The following is a 19,145-nucleotide window of genomic DNA, read 5'->3' on the forward strand; positions in this document are numbered from 1 at the left end:
TACGACGTTGATAGGTTGGATGTGGAAGCATAGTGATATGTGAAGCTGACCAATACTAATTGCTCGTGAGGCTTGACTATACAACACCCAAACAGTTGTTGTACGAACTTCGAAAGAAGTGAGGATCAATTGATTCGATATTAAGCAAAACAGCTTGATTTAGTGAACGCTAAAGATGAACGAAGAATAAGCAAACGCGAAAGCGTTTGCCTGAGTGCAAGGCATAAAGCTACGCTTTATGTTACACTCACAACTCAGATATACCTGTTAATGAATTCTATTTGACCAAGCATTGGCATCTAAATAAGACCAAATGCAAAGTCATAAACAGTTGTGCTGGCGACCATAGCAAGAGTGAACCACCTGATCCCTTCCCGAACTCAGAAGTGAAACCTCTTAGCGCTGATGGTAGTGTGGGGTTACCCATGTGAGAGTAAGTCATCGCCAGCTCATTATTCAAAACACCCCCAACCAAACGGTTGGGGGTGTTTTTTTATGCGCGGGATTTAGTCGAAAGCTTAGACACTAATTCTTTATTAAGAGAAATTCTATTTATAATTTTTAAAATATATCTATTTACTTTTCTATGCTGAATTTAGACCAGAAACTCTGTATCTTGATGTTAATTTGAACAATAAATCAGTATGGAGAAGAGGATGTTGTCGCAATTTAAAATAAAAATTCTACTCAGTTGTTGTGCTTTAGCATTTACTGCCTGTCATGCAGAGAATTCATCTTCTAGAAGTATTCAAGACGCATCTACATCAGCTGCCAAATCGGATGCAGTCTCTTTAAGCATGCAAAAATATAAGGTTGAACAGGTGGCTCAATTTAATGAGCCGTGGGCGATTACTACTTTAAATGATGGCCGACTATTGATTACTGAGCGCAAAGGAAAATTGCAGCTCTTTGATCCAAAAACCAAGAAAAAAATCGAGGTGAAAGGTATACCCCAGGTTGCGTATGGGGGCCAAGGCGGCTTAGGTGAAGTTGCTTTACATCCAGATTTTGCAAAGAATCGATGGGTATATCTGAGTTATGCTGAAAAGGGTCAAGGTGGATATGGTGCTGTGGTCGTTCGTGGCAAACTTGATTTGAGACAGTCTACCCCCCAACTGAAACAGATTGAACGGATCTGGACGCAAGTGCCGAAATTTTCAGGCCAGGGACATTATGCCCATCGGATTGTATTCGGGTCGGATGGTAAGTTATGGATCAGTTCAGGAGAACGTCAGCAATTCAACCCTGCACAGGACATGCAATCTAATGCCGGTAAGATTATTCGCCTGAATGATGATGGCTCAATCCCTGCCGATAATCCGTTTATGACTCAGGGTAAAATTGCCCAGCAGGTCTGGAGTCTTGGACACCGTAATCCTCTAGGCATGGCTTTTGATCCGAAAGGGCAGCTTTGGGTGATCGAAATGGGACCGAAAGGCGGCGATGAACTGAACAAGATTGTCAAAGCTAAAAATTATGGTTATCCACTGGTATCCAATGGCGATCATTATGACGGTAAGCCGATTCCTGACCACAGTACCCGACCTGAATTTGAGGCCCCGGCACTGAATTGGACTCCGGTAATTTCTCCTTCAGATTTAATATTTTATACTGCTAATGTCTTTCCGAAATGGAAAAATAAAGCGATTGCTACCGGTCTGTCTTCTAAGGCGATTGTGATTGTGGATACCACCCAGGTTCCAGTGAAAGAAGTTCAACGTCTGGATATGAAAGAGCGGATTCGCGGGGTTGCTCAGGCACAGGATGGTTCACTGTGGGTGATTCAAGATGGTCCGCGAGCAGGTTTGTTAAAAATGACAGCACCTTAATCCTCTGCTTTTAGGTTGCTTATCTAAATATGAAATATTGAATAAGCTAACCATCTGGATAAAAGGATTTTTAAGCTGATGCTGACATGAAAGAAAAAGGCCTCTACATCCTGTGAAGGCCTTTTCATATTCTGTTAAAGGTATAATGTCTGTTATACCGATCAGCATCCTGCTACGTGATTTTTTTTATTTTTCTTACAAGACTTCCTGTCTTGGTATGATCTGAATATAGCCTGAAGCGACGCAGCGCAATAGGGCAGTTTAGCTGCATAGATTGTAGGTCAAAGCCGACAGCCGAATTTTAAAAAGATAAATTCAAAAATACTGTTTCAATATGATCTTTTGACCAAATCATAAACTGCGGTGATGATTTTGCTGCATTTTAGCGAGAGAATACTCTTTTGATATACATCAACTGATTTAAATAAAACGTCGATAAAATAATAAAAAGGAAACTCCTATGCCTACGATTTAAATTGAAGTTCGCCAACAATATCCTCAAGCAGTTGAGGAACAATTGCTTAACAGCGTATTTCATTGTGTGAAAACTGCCTTTCAGCTACCTGAATATGATCGTAATATTCGTCTGGTCGTGCATGAAGCGCATCGTTTTCAGTATATGAGCCATTTAGCTAAACCTGAATATTTCACCTTGATCAGTATTGACTGTTTTGCTGGCCGCAGTCTGGAGACCAAGTGCAATTTGTATAAGCAGATGGTCAAAAGTCTCGTGGAAATCGGTATTCCCGCAGATCATATTCTGATTCATCTGAGAGAAAGTGCATTGGAAAATTGGGGGATACGGGGGGGACAAGCGGCCTGTGATGTTGATCTCGGGTTTAAGGTTGATGTCTGATGTATCCCGATTAGTATTCACGTTACATCTAAAGTTTAAAAACAAAAAAGCCTCAACATCCTGTCGAGACTTTTCTGGATTTGCTTCTCAGATCTGACTCCTGTCTAATCTGTCAACGTCCTGTTGATTGGCGCTTTTTATTGTTGTCGTATCGCTTTGCAGACTTCCTGTCTGTCTATGTACTCACTATAGCCTCGCATAAAACGACCGCATAGCGGCTAAACTCTGCGCTGCATGTAGGCTAAAACGTACAGGACTGTCGTCCACATTAAGCACTGACATATTGAATCAGTCTATCTACCACAGCTTTTAAGTTTTTATTATCAAATTCATTGCCTTGGAAGGAATAATCTTTGTTGCGCGCAAAGATGTCCCGGATTTCAATCACGGCATTGGTATCCACCAGTCCAAGTTGAGTGCCGACTTGACGAATCTGGTCAATTGAACGTGAGCCGTTGGTCGCACCATAACCAATATAAGCTGCCGGTTTGCCTTGCCATTCCTTGCCGAGATAATCCAAGGCATTTTTCAGGGCAGGGCTATAGCCATGATTGTATTCAGGCGTGACAAAAATAAAGGCATCGCCAAGCGCAATCTTGTCGGCCCAGTCTTGCTGTTTGGGTTGATCATAAATTCCGGTCAATGGCGGATGAGCCCCAGAAAATAGCGGAAGATCCCATTCTTTTAGATCGACAATTTCAGTTTCTAAAGTGCTAAAGGCATAACTTTTAATTTCCTGCAGTACCCAGTGTGCCACTTTAATCGCGGTACGTCCCTCACGCACACTTCCAACCACAATATAAATTTTCATGTTTCATCCTTTCTTCTGGTCTGATCATCAAATTAAATTAATCAGATTTCAGAGAGGTGACTAGAGATGATTTGTATCCGGAAAATAAAAAAGCTCCCGAAGGAGCTTTTTCAAAATCAGTCAATTAGCTGATGTTTTACATCAGTTTAATACCTTGCTGACCCGCAGGTGTCACTTTAAAGATTTCCACTTCAAAAGTGATGTTTTTGCCTGCCAATGGATGGTTAAAGTCCACTTCAGTGATGTCATCATTCACCGATCTCACCACGCCATACAAGGTCGCTTTGGCTTTGTCTTCAAACTCGATCATGTGACCTTCGATCGGACGTTCTCCAAATTTTACCGTGTCAAATTTCTGGATGTTTTCTGGATTCCATGGCCCAAAAGCATCTTCTGGTGGTAGGCTGACCGTGCGACGGTCACCGGCACGTAAGCCAATCAGTGCTTTTTCAAAACCAGGCAGTAGGTTGCCATCGCCAATCACCAGGCTGACCGGTTCTTCACGGCTACGGGTATTGTCAATTTCCACGCCATTTTCGATTGCGACAGAAAAGTGCAGCTCGACTTTAGAACCGTCTGCAACCCGGGTTTCTTCGTTAGGATGAATAAAATCAGTCATGTTGTGCTTGCGCCCGTTGAATTCGATGTTTTTCTAAGAAAAAGGTATCAATCAGCATCAGAATAGTGCCTACAGTAATGGCACTGTCTGCGATATTGAAAGCAGGAAAGTGGCTGTTCTGGTAATACACATGAATAAAATCGACTACATAGCCGAGGCTGACCCGGTCGATTAAATTACCGATGGCACCACCCAGAATCAGGGCAATTGCCAGCGGTAAAATTTTCATGTCTTTTGGCATACGCATCAGCCAAAACACGAAGATTACAGACACTAAACCTGCCAGTGAAGTAAAGAAATAGCGTTGCCAACCACCGGCATCGGACAGAAAACTAAAGGCAGCGCCATAGTTATGTAGCAATGTCCAATTTAAAAAGGGCAGCACAGGAACAGGATCTGCATAATTCAGATTTGTCACTGCAATCCATTTGGTCCATTGATCCAGAATGATCGCCAGAATGGCCAGTCCAACCCACCATAAATTATGTGGATAGAACTGGAATAAGCCCTTTTTGGTGTGGGTATTAGGCATATTTTCTCTCTTCGCCTTGGCCTGTAGGAAGGTTGATAATACAACGACCGCATAGACCAGGATGTGCAGAATGTGTATTTACATCTGGTAATACATGCCAGCAACGTACGCATTTTTCGCCATCAGCTGCTGAAACTTTCACATTCAAGCCTTCAAGATCAGACGCTTCACCTTGTGCCGCATCAAACTCATTCACCAGCACTTGTGATGTGATCAGGACGAAACGAAGCTCATCACTTAACTTATCTAGCACTGCTTTTAATTCAGCATTTGCCCAAAGTTCAACTTTGGCAGACAAGTTAGAACCGACAGTTTTTGCTGTACGTGCAGTTTCAATGAATTTGTTTACTGCAGATTTCACAGCAATGAGCGTTTGCCATTCCGCTTCAGATACTACATTTGCAGTTGAAGCCACAGGAATATCATACCATTCAGCGATGAACACGTATTTCTCTGATTGCTCAGGGATTAACGGCCACGCTTCTTGTGCAGTGAAGCTCAGGATTGGTGACATCCAACGCACGAATGCTTGTACCAAGTGATACAACGCAGTTTGTGCAGAGTGACGTGCTTGTGAATCCGCTTTGGTGGTGTATTGACGGTCTTTGATGATGTCTAAGTAGAAACCACCTAAGTCGTTGATACAGAAATTCGTTAAAGCAGTGGTGACGATATGGAAGTTCATATCTTCGTATGCTTTCTTAATGGTTTCTTGCACTTCAGATGCACGTTGCAAGATGTATTGATCAAGCGCGATCAATTGATCCACAGGCAGGGCATCTGTCGAAGGTTTGAAGCCATTCAGGTTCGCCAACAAGAAACGAAGCGTGTTACGGATACGACGGTAACCATCAGAGGCACGGCTAAAGATTTCTTTACCTGCGGTCATTTCATAACGGTAATCTGCCGATGCGATCCAGAAGCGTAAGCCATCTGCACCCATATCTTTAATGATGTCTTGCGGCGTGATGACGTTACCGATCGACTTGGACATCTTGCGGCCTTTTTCATCGACCACGAAACCGTGGGTCAATAGACCTTTATATGGCGCACGTTCGTTAATCGCAATCGAGGTCAATAACGACGACTGGAACCAGCCACGGTGCTGGTCTGAACCTTCAAGGTACAAATCAGCAGGATCAGTCAATTCTTCACGTTCACGTAGTACGGCATAGTGCGTTGTACCAGAGTCAAACCAAACGTCTAAAGTGTCACGAACTGCATTGTATTGTTCAGCATCCGCACCGATAAACTCAGATGCATCACGGTTGTACCAACCATCAATCCCTTCCTGCTCGATCAGTTTCGCGACTTCTTCGATCAGTTCAGGCGTACGTGGGTGCAATTCATTGGTATTTTTATGCACAAAGAATGGAATTGGCACGCCCCAAGTACGTTGACGTGAGATACACCAGTCTGGACGGCCTTCAATCATCGCCTGGATACGGTTTTTACCCCAGTCCGGTACGAAGCTGATCTCGTTTTCAATCGCATTCAGTGCATTCTGACGCAGACCTTTGGCATCCATGCTGATGAACCATTGTGGGGTCGCACGGAAGATAATCGGGGTTTTATGGCGCCAGCAATGCGGGTAGCTATGCTTGATCACCACGTGTGCCCAAAGCTTGGTTGCTTCAGTTAATGCTGCAATAATTTTTGGATTGGCTTTGTAGATATGCTCGCCCGGGAAGATAGGCGACGTTGGTAAATACACACCATTACCACCGACTGGGTTTTCAACTTTGAGGTTGTACTGTAAACCAACTTTATAGTCGTCCACACCGTGGCCCGGTGCGGTATGTACTGCACCTGTACCGCTAGCATCAGTGACGTGTTCACCCAAGATCACTGGCACTTGGCGCTCAGCAATTAAAGGATGTTGAAGAACTAAATTCTCAAGTTTTGCACCTGTGAATTCAGCAAGCACTTCAAATGCAGTAAAGCCATAACGCTGAGTTGCAGACTCAACCAATGATTTCGCCAAGATAAAGTTTTGTGCAGCTTTATCTTCGGCTGTTGCTTTTACCAGTTGGTATTCAAGTTCAGCATGCAGTGCGACTGCCTGGTTGGCAGGCATGGTCCAAGGTGTGGTGGTCCAGATTACGATATCCGTGCGATCAGCAACGTCTACGCCTAAACGTGCAGATAAATCCGCTAAATCAACAACGGTGAAACCGACGTCAATTGCATCTGATTTTTTATCCTCGTATTCAACTTCAGCTTCAGCCAATGATGAACCACAGTCCAGACACCAGTTGACTGGTTTAAGACCTGGCTCGATATGACCTGCTTTTGCGATTGCACCCAGTGAACGTACGATGTCGGCTTCTTGTTTGAAGTTCATCGTGAGGTAAGGATTGTCCCAATCACCGAATACGCCCATACGTACGAAGTCTTTCTTTTGAAGTTCAACTTGGGTGTAGGCATATTCACGGCAGGCTTTACGGAAGGTAGACGCATCTACCTTCACGCCGACTTTGCCGACTTTTTCTTCGACTTTGAGTTCGATTGGTAAACCGTGACAGTCCCAGCCTGGTACATATGGCGCATCAAAACCATCCATGACACGACTTTTGATAATGATGTCTTTGAGTACTTTGTTGACCGCATGACCCAAATGGATTTGACCATTGGCATAAGGAGGGCCGTCATGAAGCACGTATTTTTTCTTGCCAATACGCGATTCACGAATCTGCTGATAAATGTTGTCGGCATACCACTCTTCTAACCATTTCGCTTCACGTACTGCCAAATTTGCTTTCATTGCAAAGTCAGTACCTGGGAGGTTTAGCGTGGCTTTATAGTCCACTGCATTTTCAGGAGTTTGCTTATCGCTCATGCAAGTCGTCTTCCAATCTAATCAGTTATGTCACTGACACGTTTTACAATAAAAATATGGGATATTAAAAGGGAAATGTGGGGTGATTTCGACGAAACTCAAGCAGTTTCTCGACATCATCATCAATTCCGGCTTTTAGCGCTTCAAGCGAAGGATAGTCCTTTTCGCCATGTAAATAGTTTAAGAACGTCACCCGCATTAACAGGCCATACAGATTAGCAGAAACATCTGGAAAATGTACTTCTAATCGCCATTCTGGATCGGCTTGTTTGATGACTGGACGTGTGCCGACATGACCTGCACCAAACAGGGCAGTCGGGTCATAACCCGCAATCCCCGTTTTGGTCGGATGGTCCTGTCTGACCTTATCTTTGAGGGATTCGGTTTCACAAATGACTTCAACCCCATAAATGCCATTCAGGCAGGGTTTATGCCGGTTTAGCCGTATATTAATGGTGGGGAAATCAATAGTTCGACCAATCTGATCACCGTATTGTACCCGCCCCGTAATGCTATAGGGACGACCCAGCAATTGTGCGGCCAGCGCCAAATCACCGGCTTGCAAGGTCTGGCGAATCCGGGTGGAACTGACGCGTTCACCATCTAGAACAATGGTATTTAAATTGGTCACTTCAAAGCCGTAATTGCGCAGGAATTCGCTATTGCCCTGGCGGTTTTTACCAAAGTGAAAATCATCGCCTAAGACCAGATGCCGGGCATTCAGTTTTTCTTTTAAAATGTCGGCAAAGACTTCTGCAGTCAGGCTGCGAAAAGTATGGTCAAATTTCGCCACCGCGATATAGTCCACACCCAACTCAGTCAGGTATTCAACTTTTTCACGCAAGGATGAAATACGCGGTGGGGCATCATAACCCTGAAAGTATTCAAGTGGTTGCGGTTCGAAAATCATCACCACAGATTTTAAACCCTGTGCTTCAGCCACCTGTTGCAGCTGACGGATCATCGCCTGATGGCCTAAATGCACGCCGTCAAAATTACCGATCGTCACGGCAGTTTTGGGTAATTCAGAATGAGAGGCTAAAGCATTTAGACGGAGCAGCTGCATGGGCAAATCAAGTGCTTAGAAATATCGAGAGGCTATATATTGCCATAATCTCGCGCTTTCGTCTTGCTGTTGTGTTTTTATGCAATATTTTTCTTGAAAATTCATCTTCCTTGGAATTGAGCCGACTGGTTTTTCTACGTACTAAGTTATATCTGAGTATGTCTGATCAGAGCACAGATGCTTTTCATTCAGCCGGTTTTGTTTTCTAATGTCAGGGTTTTTCTTGATATCAGGTGTTTCGAATGTCCGATCTGGCACTCATCATGGCTCTACCCAATGAATCCAAAGGCTTGTTTGAAGCAGAAGGCATTCAGGTGCATTACAGCGGGATTGGTAAAGTCAACGCGGCCTTTAAAGCTTTTGAGGTGATTCAGAACACCGGTTGCAGTACCGTGCTGAATTTGGGAAGCGCTGGGAGTTCGCATTTCAATGCGCATGAACTGGTCGAAGTCACTCAATTTGTACAGCGTGATATGGATGTTTCACCCCTCGGCTTTGAGATCGGCATGACCCCGATGGATCAGCATTTCCCGGGTGCGATTGAGCTGGAGCCTTTCTTTGACCATTTGCCGAAAGGGATTTGTGGAACAGGCGATAGCTTTGAAACCGGTATTTCAAAAGTGGCGTGTAATCTGGTGGATATGGAAGGCTATGCCTTGGCCAAAGTCTGTAAAAAGCTGGGCGTTCGGCTTATTTCAGTGAAATACATTAGTGATGGGGCCAATGAGACTGCACATCTGGATTGGGAAGAAAATCTGTTATTGGGTGCGAAAAAATTATTAGATTTATATCAAATGGTAAAATAAATAGGAAAGTTAAGTTTGCTCGGCGACCATAGCAGCTATGGTCGTGTGCCAATCAGAAGCGCTTGCTTATTTATCCGTGCGTGGAATCACGCCGTATAACATCATGTGTACCGTATGCTGGATAATGCGTTGCTGCATGCTGCGGTTACGCAAGGTTTTACCCGTGACCATTTCCATTTGAGTGGCAAAGTCTGCATAGTTCTGGGTAATCGCCCAAATATTCAGAATCAGTAACTCAGGATCAATATTTGCAGAAATTTTGCCTTGCTCCTGCCAGTTGGAAATCACTTTGGCTTTACGCTTGACCAGTTTTTTTAGCGGACCTTTTAAAATTTCCAGAATATGCGGTGCACCTTGAATCACCTCCAAAGCAAATAAACGGGATGCTTTAGGCTGGGTACGCGACACTTCAATTTTTTGCATCAAATAATTGGTGATCGCTTCTTCAGGCTCAAGTTCAGCTTCAAGGGTTTGTAAAGGCGCCAGCCATTTTTGTAGAACGGTGGTTAATACCTCGACATACAGGGCTTCTTTATTTTCATAATAATAGAAAATATTCGACTTATGCATTTCTGCAATTTGTGCGATTTCATCTAGACTAGCCCCATTAAAACCATATAGGGAAAATACGTCTAGTGCAGCATTTAGCAGCTGATTGCGTTTTTGAGTACTCTTTTTTTGTTCCATTAGCAAATATAAAAAACAATGAAAAAGGGAATCCTCAATTGTACGGCAAATCATCAGATTTGTGCACACAGTCACAGGCTAATTTTTTGAATAATGATGATTTATTCTCTAGATCAATATTTAAAACAGGCTAAATGCATCTACACCAGAAGAAAAATTCAAGTTTCTGAAAATACTTCATTTATTCATTTTTTTTCTTCATCAATGCAAGAGAGGAATAATACTGAAATGAATCTGATAAAAATGTCCTCTTATTGAGATAAATGCATTTTTATAAGAATAAGACCCAAAACCATGCTCGATTTTGGGTTGGATTGGGTATTCAGGTCGCTAAAACTGCCTGCAAGACCTGCTGTTCCAGTTCTGCAAATGTCACACTTTTTTGCCGGGGACGTGGCAAATTGACCTTAAACTCTTTGGCAATATGACCTTTGTCCAGCAAGATAATCCGGTCTGCCAATTGCACTGCTTCACTGACATCATGCGTGACCAGAATGGCGGTAAAGCCTTGCTCGGTCCAGAGACGTTCAATCAGGTTCTGCATTTCCAGACGTGTCAGGGCATCCAGGGCGCCGAGCGGTTCATCCAGCAGTAGAATACGCGGCTGATGCGATAATGCCCTCGCCAAGGCGGTACGTTGCCGTTGTCCTCCAGAAAGCTGTGAAGGCCACAGTCCAGCTTTTTCTTTGAGTCCGACCTTTTCCAGCATTTGCGAAGCTTTGGCATGCTGCTCTTTGCCCAGGCCTAACTGTACATTCTGTTTGATGCTGCGCCAGGGCAGCAGGCGAGGGTCCTGAAACATCACCCGGATATCATCGGTAGTAATGCCTTCGCGAATATGCCGGGCTGACTTAAACTTGATTTCGCCGTAGCTTTGCTGTTCCAGATCGGCAATCAGGCGCAATAAGGTACTTTTACCACAACCACTGCGACCGACAATTGCCAGAAATTCACCCGGCTGGATATGCAGGTTCAGATCTTCCAGAACTTTGACCGAACCGTAAAACTTGTGCAGCTGTTCAATGATAATTTCGGCACCGATCACTGCAGCAGGATTGATCTCTGCCGCAGGTTGGTCCAGTGGCACAATCGGGTCATTGGCATGACGCCCTAAACTGAGATCAGTCATCACATGCTCCTCATTTATTCTTTATTTTTGATAGCCGGCATGCCAGCGCAGCAGGAATCGCTCTAAGGCCACGGCCAGAACATCGGCCAGTTTGCCGAGCAGGGCATACAATAAAATACCTACCAGAACCACGTCAGTTTGCAAAAATTCACGTGCATTCATGGTCATATAACCAATACCAGACTGGGCGGAAATGGTTTCGGCCACGATTAACAATACCCAGACCAGACCTAGAGAAAAACGCAGTCCGACCAGAATTGACGGCATCGCACCCGGCAGAATAATTTCTTTATACAGTTGCCAGCGAGTTAAGCCATAGCTTTTGCCCATCTCGATCAATTGCGGATCGACGGAACGAATCCCATGATAGGTATTGATATAAATCGGGAAAAATACCCCAATCGCCACCAGAAACAATTTGGCAGATTCATCAATCCCGAACCATAAGATGACTAGGGGAATGAGTGCCAGTGCAGGAATATTGCGGATCATCTGCAAGGTGGTGTCGAGCAGGGTAGAGGCAGTTTTGGATGAACCATTTAACAGACCCAGCAATAGGCCCAAACCACCACCTACCAATAATCCGCTGATGGCACGTCCTGCACTGACTTGCACATGCGTCCACAGTTCACCGCTGAGCAATAAATTCCAGAAGGCTAAAACCACGGCACTCGGTGCAGGCAGAATCCGGCTTTCCAGCAGGCCTGTGCTAGAGGCAATTTGCCAAACTGCAATCAAGAAAATTGGAACCAGCCAGGGCAGCAGATGCTGCCCCAGAATTGTTCCACGTGAAACCTGCTTTGGGGTCAGGGTTTCAACGGAAACGACTTTTGACATTAAGCAGACTCCTTAATTTTCTCAGCCTGCTTGTTCTCGTCCGGTGTGTAGTTGTTCGCCACGATTTCACCAAATGGACCGGTCAAGTTTGGTTGAGTGAGTTTTTGCTGGGTTTCCAGTGGAAGTAAAGGGAATACCAGTTCTGCAAAACGGATGGATTCTTCCAGATGTGGATAGCCTGAGAAAATAAAGGTGCTGATCCCCAGATCGGCATATTCCTGGATACGTGCAGCGACAGTTTCCGGATCGCCGACCAGTGCCGTACCTGCACCACCACGAACCAGACCCACACCTGCCCAGAGGTTTGGAGAAACTTCGAGTTTGCTGCGATCGCCATTGTGCAGTTCTGCCATACGGCGCTGACCGACCGAGTCCATGGATTTGAACTTGGCTTGGGCTGCAGCGATAGTGGCATCATCCACATATTGAATCAGTTCTTCAGCCGCCGCCCAGGCCTGCTCATTGGTTTCGCGTACGATCACGTGTAAACGGATCCCGTAATTCAGTTCACGACCTTTAGCTGCAGCCTTGGCTTTTACCACTGCAATTTTTTCTTTGACTGCTGCCGGTGGCTCGCCCCAGGTCAAGTAAGTATCGACCTGATCCGTGGCCAGCTCAATGGCATCATCCGATGAGCCACCAAACCATAAAGGCGGATGCGGCTGCTGAATGGGTGGATACAGCAATTTTGCATCATCGACACTTAAGCGTTCGCCATGGAAACTAAAGCTTTCACCGGTATGTGAGCGTTTTAAAATTTCACGCCAGATGGTGGTGTATTCGGTCGCCGTTTTATAACGGGTTGTGTGATCTTCATAGACGCCATCACCTTTTAGCTCCTGCTCGTCACCGCCAGTCACCAGATTCAGCAGTACTCGGCCATTAGACAAGCGGTCAAAGGTCGCGGCCATACGTGCAGCCAGTGCCGGCGTGGTCACGCCTGGACGCAATGCCACCAGGAATTTTAATTTTTTGGTCGCATCAATCAGGCTGGCTGCAGTTAACCATGGATCTTCACAAGAACGGCCAGTCGGAATCAGGACACCTTCATAACCAAGATTATCCACGGCAACGGCAATCTGCTTCATGTAGGCATGATCTACAACACGTGCGCCCTTGCTGGTGCCTAAGTAACGACTGTCGCCATGAGTGGGGATAAACCAGAAAATTTTCATGTAATATTCCTTAAATTAAATGATCTTGTTTGCTCATCAATGTGTGGCCGCTGGCGACCAGATCTGTTGCTGGACGCTGATGGTTTTGGGAATCAGTTGAACCTGCTGGAAGAGATCGGCAATATTCTGTTGAGCTTTGATCACTTCCGTCGTTAATGGTTGTACCGGCGAAGGTTTAAGACGACGCTCAAATGCAATCTTCGCTACATCCGGTTTCAGACCGGTACTTTTCTGATAAATATCTAGAGCTACAGCCTGGTTTTTAAGAATCCACTGGTCAGATGCATTTAAAGCCTGGATAAACTTCCCGGGGCTATCCGGATGCTTCTGAATAAATTCGGGATTGCCGATATAAAAGGAGTAGGTTTGTGGAAAGTCACTAGATTCAATCAGCACCTTAACCTTGCTGTCGAACTCGGCTGCACCCAGGAAGGGATCCCAGATTGCCCAGGCATCAATGGCTTTTTTGTCAAAAGCAGCACGTGCATCCGCAGGGGGAAGCCAGACGGCTTGAATCTCTGACCAGCTTAATCCGGCTTTTTCCAGGGTTTTGGCCAGAAGTTCATGGGCACTTGAACCTTTCTGCACCGCGATCCGTTTTCCTTTCAATTGTTGAATATTTTGAATGGCACTGTCTTTCGGCACGACCACGGCCAAAGAATTTCCCGCCACTTTTTCAAAGGCCACGTAGCTCAGGGCTTTGTCTGCCGCCTGTGCAAAAATAGGCGGAGTATTTCCCACATAGCCATAATCCACTGCACCGACTGCTAAGGCTTCCAGCATTTGTGGGCCTGCCGGAAACTCTTTCCATTCAATTTTGGCATTGGGAAATTGTTGTTCTAACAGCTTTTCATCACGTGCCACCAGCAGATTTAAGGCTGATTTCTGAAAGCCAATCGCAATGGTTTTAACTTGTTGCGCTGACGTGGTTTCTGCGGCAGCCGTTTGCTGTGGTTCCTGTTTCTGGCAGCCAGTCAGACTAAAGCTCAATAGCGCTAAGCTGATATAAGAAACTGTTTTTATATGACTCATCTTTATTCTCGAATTATTCTGCTGTTATTTAATAATTGCTGCATCAATATTCAGCTTTTGTGGAATCAGCTGCTGCGCATAAAACGCATCGGCGACCTGTTGCTGTTTTTGAATCACGTCAGTCGTGAGGGGTTTAACACCGAAGCCCATGCGTGAAATAGAGGTTTTTAAGACATCGACGGCTAGACCTGTCGGTTTTTGCAGGAGCTGAGCGGCAGCGTCCTGATTTTTTGCGACCCAGTCCGTGGTCAGGTTTAGTTCATTGACAACCGCCTGTACCACCTGAGGATGGCTTTCTGCGAACTTGCGATCTGCCAGATAGAACTGATGATTGCTCACCACATTTTCACCGTTGGCAATGACACGCGCACCAATTTGATGTTCAGCAGCTGCAAAGAACGGATCCCAGATCACCCAAGCATCGACTGCACCACGTTCAAATGCAGCACGTGCATCGGAAGGTGGTAAATAGATCACTTCGATATCATCAAGGCCAAGCTGGTTGGCTTCCAGAACTTTTAATAGTAAGTAATGCACGTTTGAACCTTTGTTCAGGGCTACCCGTTTGCCTTTCAGATCTTGAATAGACTGAATCGGCGAATCTTTCGGTACAATTAAGGCTTCTGCCTTAGGCGCTTGCGGCTGATTGGCCACATAGACCAGATTTGAGTTGGCCGCCTGGGCAAAAATTGGCGGTGCTTCACCGGCTTCACCAAAAGAGACGCTGCCAACATTCAGGCCCTCAAGCAGTTGTGGGCCGGCCGGAAATTCTACCCATTTCACATTGACCCCTTGCTGTTTTAAGCTGGTTTCCAGCGTGCCGCGTTCTTTTAAAATAGGTAATATGCCGTATTTTTGGAAACCGATATTCAGAGTAATGGTCTCTTCTTTTTTCGAGCAGCCTGAAAGCATCATGACACCAGCCATCGCGGTACCGAGTACCGCAGTTTTTGTTAAAAACTGAACATGAGATTGGCGCATGAATCAAAACTCCCGAAAGTGAAAAGCTAGTGAATGAAAACTTAGACACACGCTAATCGTTTTTGTTTTTTCAAAAAAATAACTATTCAGGAATTTCTAATGAAGAAAAAAGATAAATAAAAAAGCGCAAAACTTATGCGAAAAAGTGATTTATATAAAAATGAATATTTACTATTTAAGTTAATCAAACTTATGAAATTTATAATTATTTCTTTAAATCTAATCTGCTGATATGTTTAGCTGAAAAGCAGCATTGCAATTTTAAAATTTAAATCGAGATTGCCAGATATCTTTATCTAAAATTAAGCTAAGGCACCAAAAGAAAAAGTCACTTTAAAGTGACTTTTTGCAAACAATTGAATTACGTTGATAATTGTAAAATGCCTGACGGGCATCCGGCAGGTCATCGACTGAAGCCGGTTCAAAGCCTTGTTCCAGAAACCAGTGCGCGGTGCGGGTAGTTAAAATAAACAGTTGCTGAATCTGCATGCTTTTGGCTTTTTCTTCTAGATAATGCAGGATCTGGCTACCCCGATTAGACTTGCGATAACTGGGATGTACCGCAACACAGGCAATTTCTGCAGAACGCAATTCATCCCCTGTCGTCGGAATCGGGTAGAGGGCGGCACAGGCCAGAATCATGCCGTCCCGTTCGATTACGGCAAACTGGTTGATTTCATTTTCTAGGCGTTCACGCGAACGATAGACCAGAATGCCTTCTTCTTCCAGTGGACGCAGCAAACCGATCAGGCCGCCAACATCCTGAATATCGGCCATCCGCACTTCTTCATAATGCGCGTCGGTGACCAGAGTTCCGGAACCATCCCGGGTGAACAGCTCTTCCAGCAGGGCACCATCATAGGCATAAGAAATCAGATGCACCCGATGTACGCCGTTCATTGAGGCTTCCTGTGCGGCTTTCACTTGTAGTCCTCTTTCAAGCGCATCTTGTTCGACCGGAATAAAATCATCCAGTTGTTGCGGTGTCACTTCGCGTTTGAGTTGTCCGTTACTGTCCATCAGACCATGCTGCTTACCGAGAAAAATCAGTTTATCTGCCTTAAGGCGAATCGCAGTTTTGGTAGCAACTTCTTCAGCCAGCAGATTAAAAACTTCTCCGGTAGTGGAATAACCGGTCGGGCCAAGCACCACAATATTATGACTGTCCAGATGGCGCTGAATCGCATCGGTATCAACCGCGCGCACTTCACCGGTCAACTGAAAATCGATACCATCGCGGATGCCATACGGCTTGGCGGTGACAAAATTCCCTGAAACGGTATCAATCCGGGCGCCATACATCGGCGAATTGGCCAGTCCCATAGACAGCAGTGCTTCAATTTGTAGGCGGATCGAACCGACGGCATTCATCACGCAGCTTAAAGATTCACGTGTGGTGACCCGACGCTGCTGGTAAAAAGGCGTCGTAATCTGGCTTTGAGCCAGATTCTGGTTAATTTGCGGACGTGCACCATGTACCAGAATCAGCCGAATGCCTAAAGAATGTAATAAAGCAATATCGTGAATAATATGCTGAAAGTTATCATTTAAGACGGCTTCGCCATCAAACATGATTACAAAGGTTTTATTGCGGTGCGCATTGATATAAGGCGCAGAATGGCGAAACCAGTGCACATATTGCAAAGTTGTGCTTTGTGACGTTTCTGCTGAAGTCATGCTGTGCCCATTTCAATGATTGAAGATCCAGCTTTGATTCTAATGAAAAAAAATGCAAGTGGAAGTGCAGATATAAAAAAACACCTGAAGGGGACTTCAGGTGTCTGCAAGACGAGCAGTAATGGAGAAAGCTTAGTTAATGATTCGTACAATTTTGTTGGTACGCTCATTGACCAGAACGTAGTCATTGTTGACCTTGTACCATTGCTGGAAACGACCGGTATTTGGCAAACGGCGTGCTTCGCGATCACTTACTTCAAAACGGTTGTTGTCATATTGGCGAGGTAAAGTTTGTCCTACGCGCCAGTCACGGCTTGGATTGACCATACGGTTGTTATGACGGCGGTCATCATTCCAGCGACGGTCGTCATTCCATTTCTTGCTGTCTTTGGCATTCCAGTGTGGCGCCGGTTTATGCGGATTATGGTCATAACGCGAGTCATGCTGTGGTGCTGCCATTGCAGAAGTAGCTAACAAAGCACTTAGAGATAACGCGATTGTAGTTAAGACTTTTTTCATGGCTCTCACCTTAAGATGTATATCTAATTTCGATGAGACTAAATTAGCGAACAAGTACATAGAAAGCGTGAGGGCTATTTAGTTAAATTGTTAAATTCATGAAGAAATTTAGTAGATGAATCACGCAGTCTGAAAACTGGAAAAGCAGCAAGATTTGCGGATAAACAATTTTCAGCCAGTGAAATAAAAAAGCCCAAACATCGTTGGGCCTGAAAGAAGATTAAATTTGAATGCTCTTATGAACTAGTCACCCACAATCCGGATAATGCTGTTGTTTTCAGAATCCACCAGAATGTAGTCATTATTGACTTTGTACCATTGCTGCTTGCGGTCAGGTCGAGGCAGGCGATGGTCTTTGTATTCAACTTTATAGCCATTGCCACGATAATGCTGCGGCATTACGTAACCTGGCTGCCAGCGTAACTGTTGCAAGCGTTTCACCCCGCGTTCTTCACGCATACGGCGGTTATCCTGCTGCTCTTCCTCTCGGAACTCACGGGCTTTCTTCTTGTCATGACCATGACGTGAATCCATACGGGATTCATCATTGAAATGAGGGGCAGCGATGACGACATTGCTCAGCATGAATGTACTGCAAGAAATTGCCAGTGCCACCAAAACCTTTTTCATGTTGAACCCTCATTAAATTGTTCATCTTCTACAGCGCCTAATGTACGGAAAAATTGCAGAGAAACTGTGAAGAACAGGCACAATTTTTATAACAAATGCAGAGATATTATGATGATGTCATGTTTTTACATGACTATATGCGACGGCATCACTTCTATAAAGTAGCCTACCGAGCCATGTCCTTATCTCATCAAAGCAAGGGCCAACATGCAAGCGAAAATCGATGATTTAGCTCAAAAAAACAGCATTGAGTCAGCGAGAAAAAAGTTCATGATTTAATGAAACGGCAAAGAATTTTGCCAGTTTAGTTTGAGATTAATTCCATTGTTCTGCCAAACTCTGCAAGGACTGGATTGCTTCAGCCACCGATTCAGCTTGAAGAGCATCATCAAGTGCCACAATCAATGCTTCAGATAACTGCAACTGTTCAATCCGGTGAATCGTTTCAATTTTACGTTTTTGGTCAGCCATGCTGCGCTCCTGATTTGATCTATCTGTGGTTCAAGAAAGCATAGTTCAATGAGTTTGATTTGGAAAACCGTATAATTTTATATATTTAATATGTAAATCCGATTTATTGTTATTTTTTGCAGGATTTTAAGAAAAAAAGGGCACTTTATCGAAAAGTGCCCAAGATTATTCAATGACCCGACTTTTAATAAGCGTAGTTCAGGTCAGTATAATCGTTGAGTGATTTCTGCACATGCGCCTGAATAAAGGCACGTACATCCTCGGCCGTCATGGCTTTGCCCTGATTGCTGATGACATGTTCGATTTCTGGCTGACCTTCAATTTTAATGCGATAAACAAAATGCTTGGCCAGACGATAACTGTCGTCTAATTTTTCAATGCCAGTCACATAATAATAGGCATGTTCAAAATTCAGATCCTGATGTGAAAATACAAATTGCTCGAACAATTTGAGTTTCTGAGCATTTTCGAGTGCTTTGATGTCATCCACGATACTGGCTTCAAACTTGGTGCCGTATTTCTCTGAAATAGGCTGTTGATCAATCAGCAGCGACACCATGCCATCGTCTAAATGGGTCACCGTAATATTGTTTAATTCAGTCATGATGCACTCGAGTGAAATATAGTGGGGCTTAGTATGCTGTTATTT

The 19,145-nt window shown here is 44.6% G+C and carries 19 protein-coding genes and 2 rRNA genes; 5 read left to right on the forward strand and 16 right to left on the reverse strand.

Translation table 11 applies throughout. From position 1 onward, the window contains the following. From FTT86_RS05470 to FTT86_RS05485, 4 genes are all read left to right on the forward strand, one after another. A 23S ribosomal RNA gene (locus tag FTT86_RS05470) occupies positions 1-80 on the forward strand; the annotation flags it as partial. A 255-nt stretch (positions 81-335) separates the two neighbouring features. Further along, positions 336-450, forward strand: a 5S ribosomal RNA gene (rrf, locus tag FTT86_RS05475). Positions 451-656: 206 nt separating this feature from the next. Beyond that, a complete protein-coding gene (locus FTT86_RS05480; protein WP_180180769.1) occupies positions 657-1,829 on the forward strand; it encodes a PQQ-dependent sugar dehydrogenase in 1,173 nt (390 codons plus the stop codon). A gap of 517 nt (positions 1,830-2,346) precedes the next feature. Further along, positions 2,347-2,685, forward strand: a complete 339-nt coding sequence (locus FTT86_RS05485) for a tautomerase family protein (RefSeq protein WP_180180770.1) — start codon at positions 2,347-2,349, stop codon at positions 2,683-2,685. A 268-nt stretch (positions 2,686-2,953) separates the two neighbouring features. Here the strand turns inward: FTT86_RS05485 and FTT86_RS05490 are convergent, their stop codons facing one another. The 5 genes from FTT86_RS05490 to ribF form a co-directional block, all read right to left on the reverse strand. Continuing rightward, a complete protein-coding gene (locus FTT86_RS05490; RefSeq protein WP_004281216.1) occupies positions 2,954-3,496 on the reverse strand; it encodes an NADPH-dependent FMN reductase in 543 nt (180 codons plus the stop codon). Between the two features lie 136 nt (positions 3,497-3,632). Beyond that, positions 3,633-4,115 (reverse strand): peptidylprolyl isomerase, encoded by a 483-nt coding sequence (locus FTT86_RS05495; protein WP_005105274.1) that lies wholly within the window; start codon positions 4,113-4,115, stop codon positions 3,633-3,635. Further along, positions 4,108-4,647 carry a signal peptidase II gene (gene lspA, locus FTT86_RS05500; RefSeq protein WP_004281218.1) on the reverse strand — a complete coding sequence of 180 codons (540 nt, stop codon included), beginning with the start codon at positions 4,645-4,647 and terminating at the stop codon, positions 4,108-4,110. The genes FTT86_RS05495 and lspA overlap by 8 nt, the downstream gene beginning before the upstream one ends. Then, on the reverse strand, positions 4,640-7,486 hold the full coding sequence (ileS, locus tag FTT86_RS05505; RefSeq protein ID WP_180180771.1) for an isoleucine--tRNA ligase: 2,847 nt from the start codon (positions 7,484-7,486) through the stop codon (positions 4,640-4,642). Before ileS ends, lspA begins: the two co-directional genes overlap by 8 nt. Before the next feature lie 64 nt (positions 7,487-7,550). Next, entirely contained in the window at positions 7,551-8,552 is a 1,002-nt protein-coding gene (gene ribF, locus FTT86_RS05510; RefSeq protein WP_180180772.1) for a bifunctional riboflavin kinase/FAD synthetase, read from the reverse strand. Between the two features lie 242 nt (positions 8,553-8,794). On the opposite strand from ribF, the gene FTT86_RS05515 reads away from it, so the two are divergent. Further along, entirely contained in the window at positions 8,795-9,358 is a 564-nt protein-coding gene (locus FTT86_RS05515; RefSeq protein WP_044108772.1) for a 5'-nucleosidase, read from the forward strand. A 66-nt stretch (positions 9,359-9,424) separates the two neighbouring features. Here FTT86_RS05515 and FTT86_RS05520 read toward each other — a convergent pair whose 3' ends face one another. The 11 genes from FTT86_RS05520 to FTT86_RS05570 form a co-directional block, all read right to left on the reverse strand. Continuing rightward, positions 9,425-10,045 carry a TetR family transcriptional regulator C-terminal domain-containing protein gene (locus FTT86_RS05520; RefSeq protein ID WP_044108773.1) on the reverse strand — a complete coding sequence of 207 codons (621 nt, stop codon included), beginning with the start codon at positions 10,043-10,045 and terminating at the stop codon, positions 9,425-9,427. 322 nt (positions 10,046-10,367) lie between these two features. Next, a complete protein-coding gene (locus tag FTT86_RS05525) occupies positions 10,368-11,174 on the reverse strand; it encodes an ABC transporter ATP-binding protein (RefSeq protein WP_044108774.1) in 807 nt (268 codons plus the stop codon). Positions 11,175-11,195: 21 nt separating this feature from the next. Further along, on the reverse strand, positions 11,196-12,011 hold the full coding sequence (ssuC, locus tag FTT86_RS05530) for an aliphatic sulfonate ABC transporter permease SsuC (protein WP_004647159.1): 816 nt from the start codon (positions 12,009-12,011) through the stop codon (positions 11,196-11,198). Further along, positions 12,011-13,186, reverse strand: coding sequence for an FMNH2-dependent alkanesulfonate monooxygenase (gene ssuD / locus FTT86_RS05535; RefSeq protein WP_004647160.1), 1,176 nt, complete (start codon positions 13,184-13,186; stop codon positions 12,011-12,013). Before ssuD ends, ssuC begins: the two co-directional genes overlap by 1 nt. Positions 13,187-13,222: 36 nt before the next feature. Further along, positions 13,223-14,218 carry an aliphatic sulfonate ABC transporter substrate-binding protein gene (locus tag FTT86_RS05540; RefSeq protein WP_004647162.1) on the reverse strand — a complete coding sequence of 332 codons (996 nt, stop codon included), beginning with the start codon at positions 14,216-14,218 and terminating at the stop codon, positions 13,223-13,225. Between the two features lie 24 nt (positions 14,219-14,242). Next, positions 14,243-15,199: a sulfonate ABC transporter substrate-binding protein gene (locus FTT86_RS05545; protein WP_180180773.1), complete on the reverse strand. Its 957-nt coding sequence runs from the start codon at positions 15,197-15,199 to the stop codon at positions 14,243-14,245. 333 nt (positions 15,200-15,532) lie between these two features. Continuing rightward, on the reverse strand, positions 15,533-16,876 hold the full coding sequence (gene argA / locus FTT86_RS05550) for an amino-acid N-acetyltransferase (protein WP_121979807.1): 1,344 nt from the start codon (positions 16,874-16,876) through the stop codon (positions 15,533-15,535). A 132-nt stretch (positions 16,877-17,008) separates the two neighbouring features. Further along, complete coding sequence (locus FTT86_RS05555; protein ID WP_005261495.1) at positions 17,009-17,395, reverse strand: RcnB family protein; 387 nt, start codon at positions 17,393-17,395, stop codon at positions 17,009-17,011. A gap of 243 nt (positions 17,396-17,638) precedes the next feature. Next, a complete protein-coding gene (locus FTT86_RS05560; RefSeq protein WP_005105288.1) occupies positions 17,639-18,025 on the reverse strand; it encodes an RcnB family protein in 387 nt (128 codons plus the stop codon). A 315-nt stretch (positions 18,026-18,340) separates the two neighbouring features. Next, on the reverse strand, positions 18,341-18,496 hold the full coding sequence (locus FTT86_RS05565; protein WP_180180774.1) for a hypothetical protein: 156 nt from the start codon (positions 18,494-18,496) through the stop codon (positions 18,341-18,343). 184 nt (positions 18,497-18,680) lie between these two features. Further along, a complete protein-coding gene (locus FTT86_RS05570; protein ID WP_004281232.1) occupies positions 18,681-19,100 on the reverse strand; it encodes a hypothetical protein in 420 nt (139 codons plus the stop codon). Positions 19,101-19,145 lie beyond the last annotated feature (45 nt).

The organism is Acinetobacter sp. YH01021, assembly GCF_013420255.1.
In the GTDB taxonomy this organism is placed as follows: domain Bacteria; phylum Pseudomonadota; class Gammaproteobacteria; order Pseudomonadales; family Moraxellaceae; genus Acinetobacter.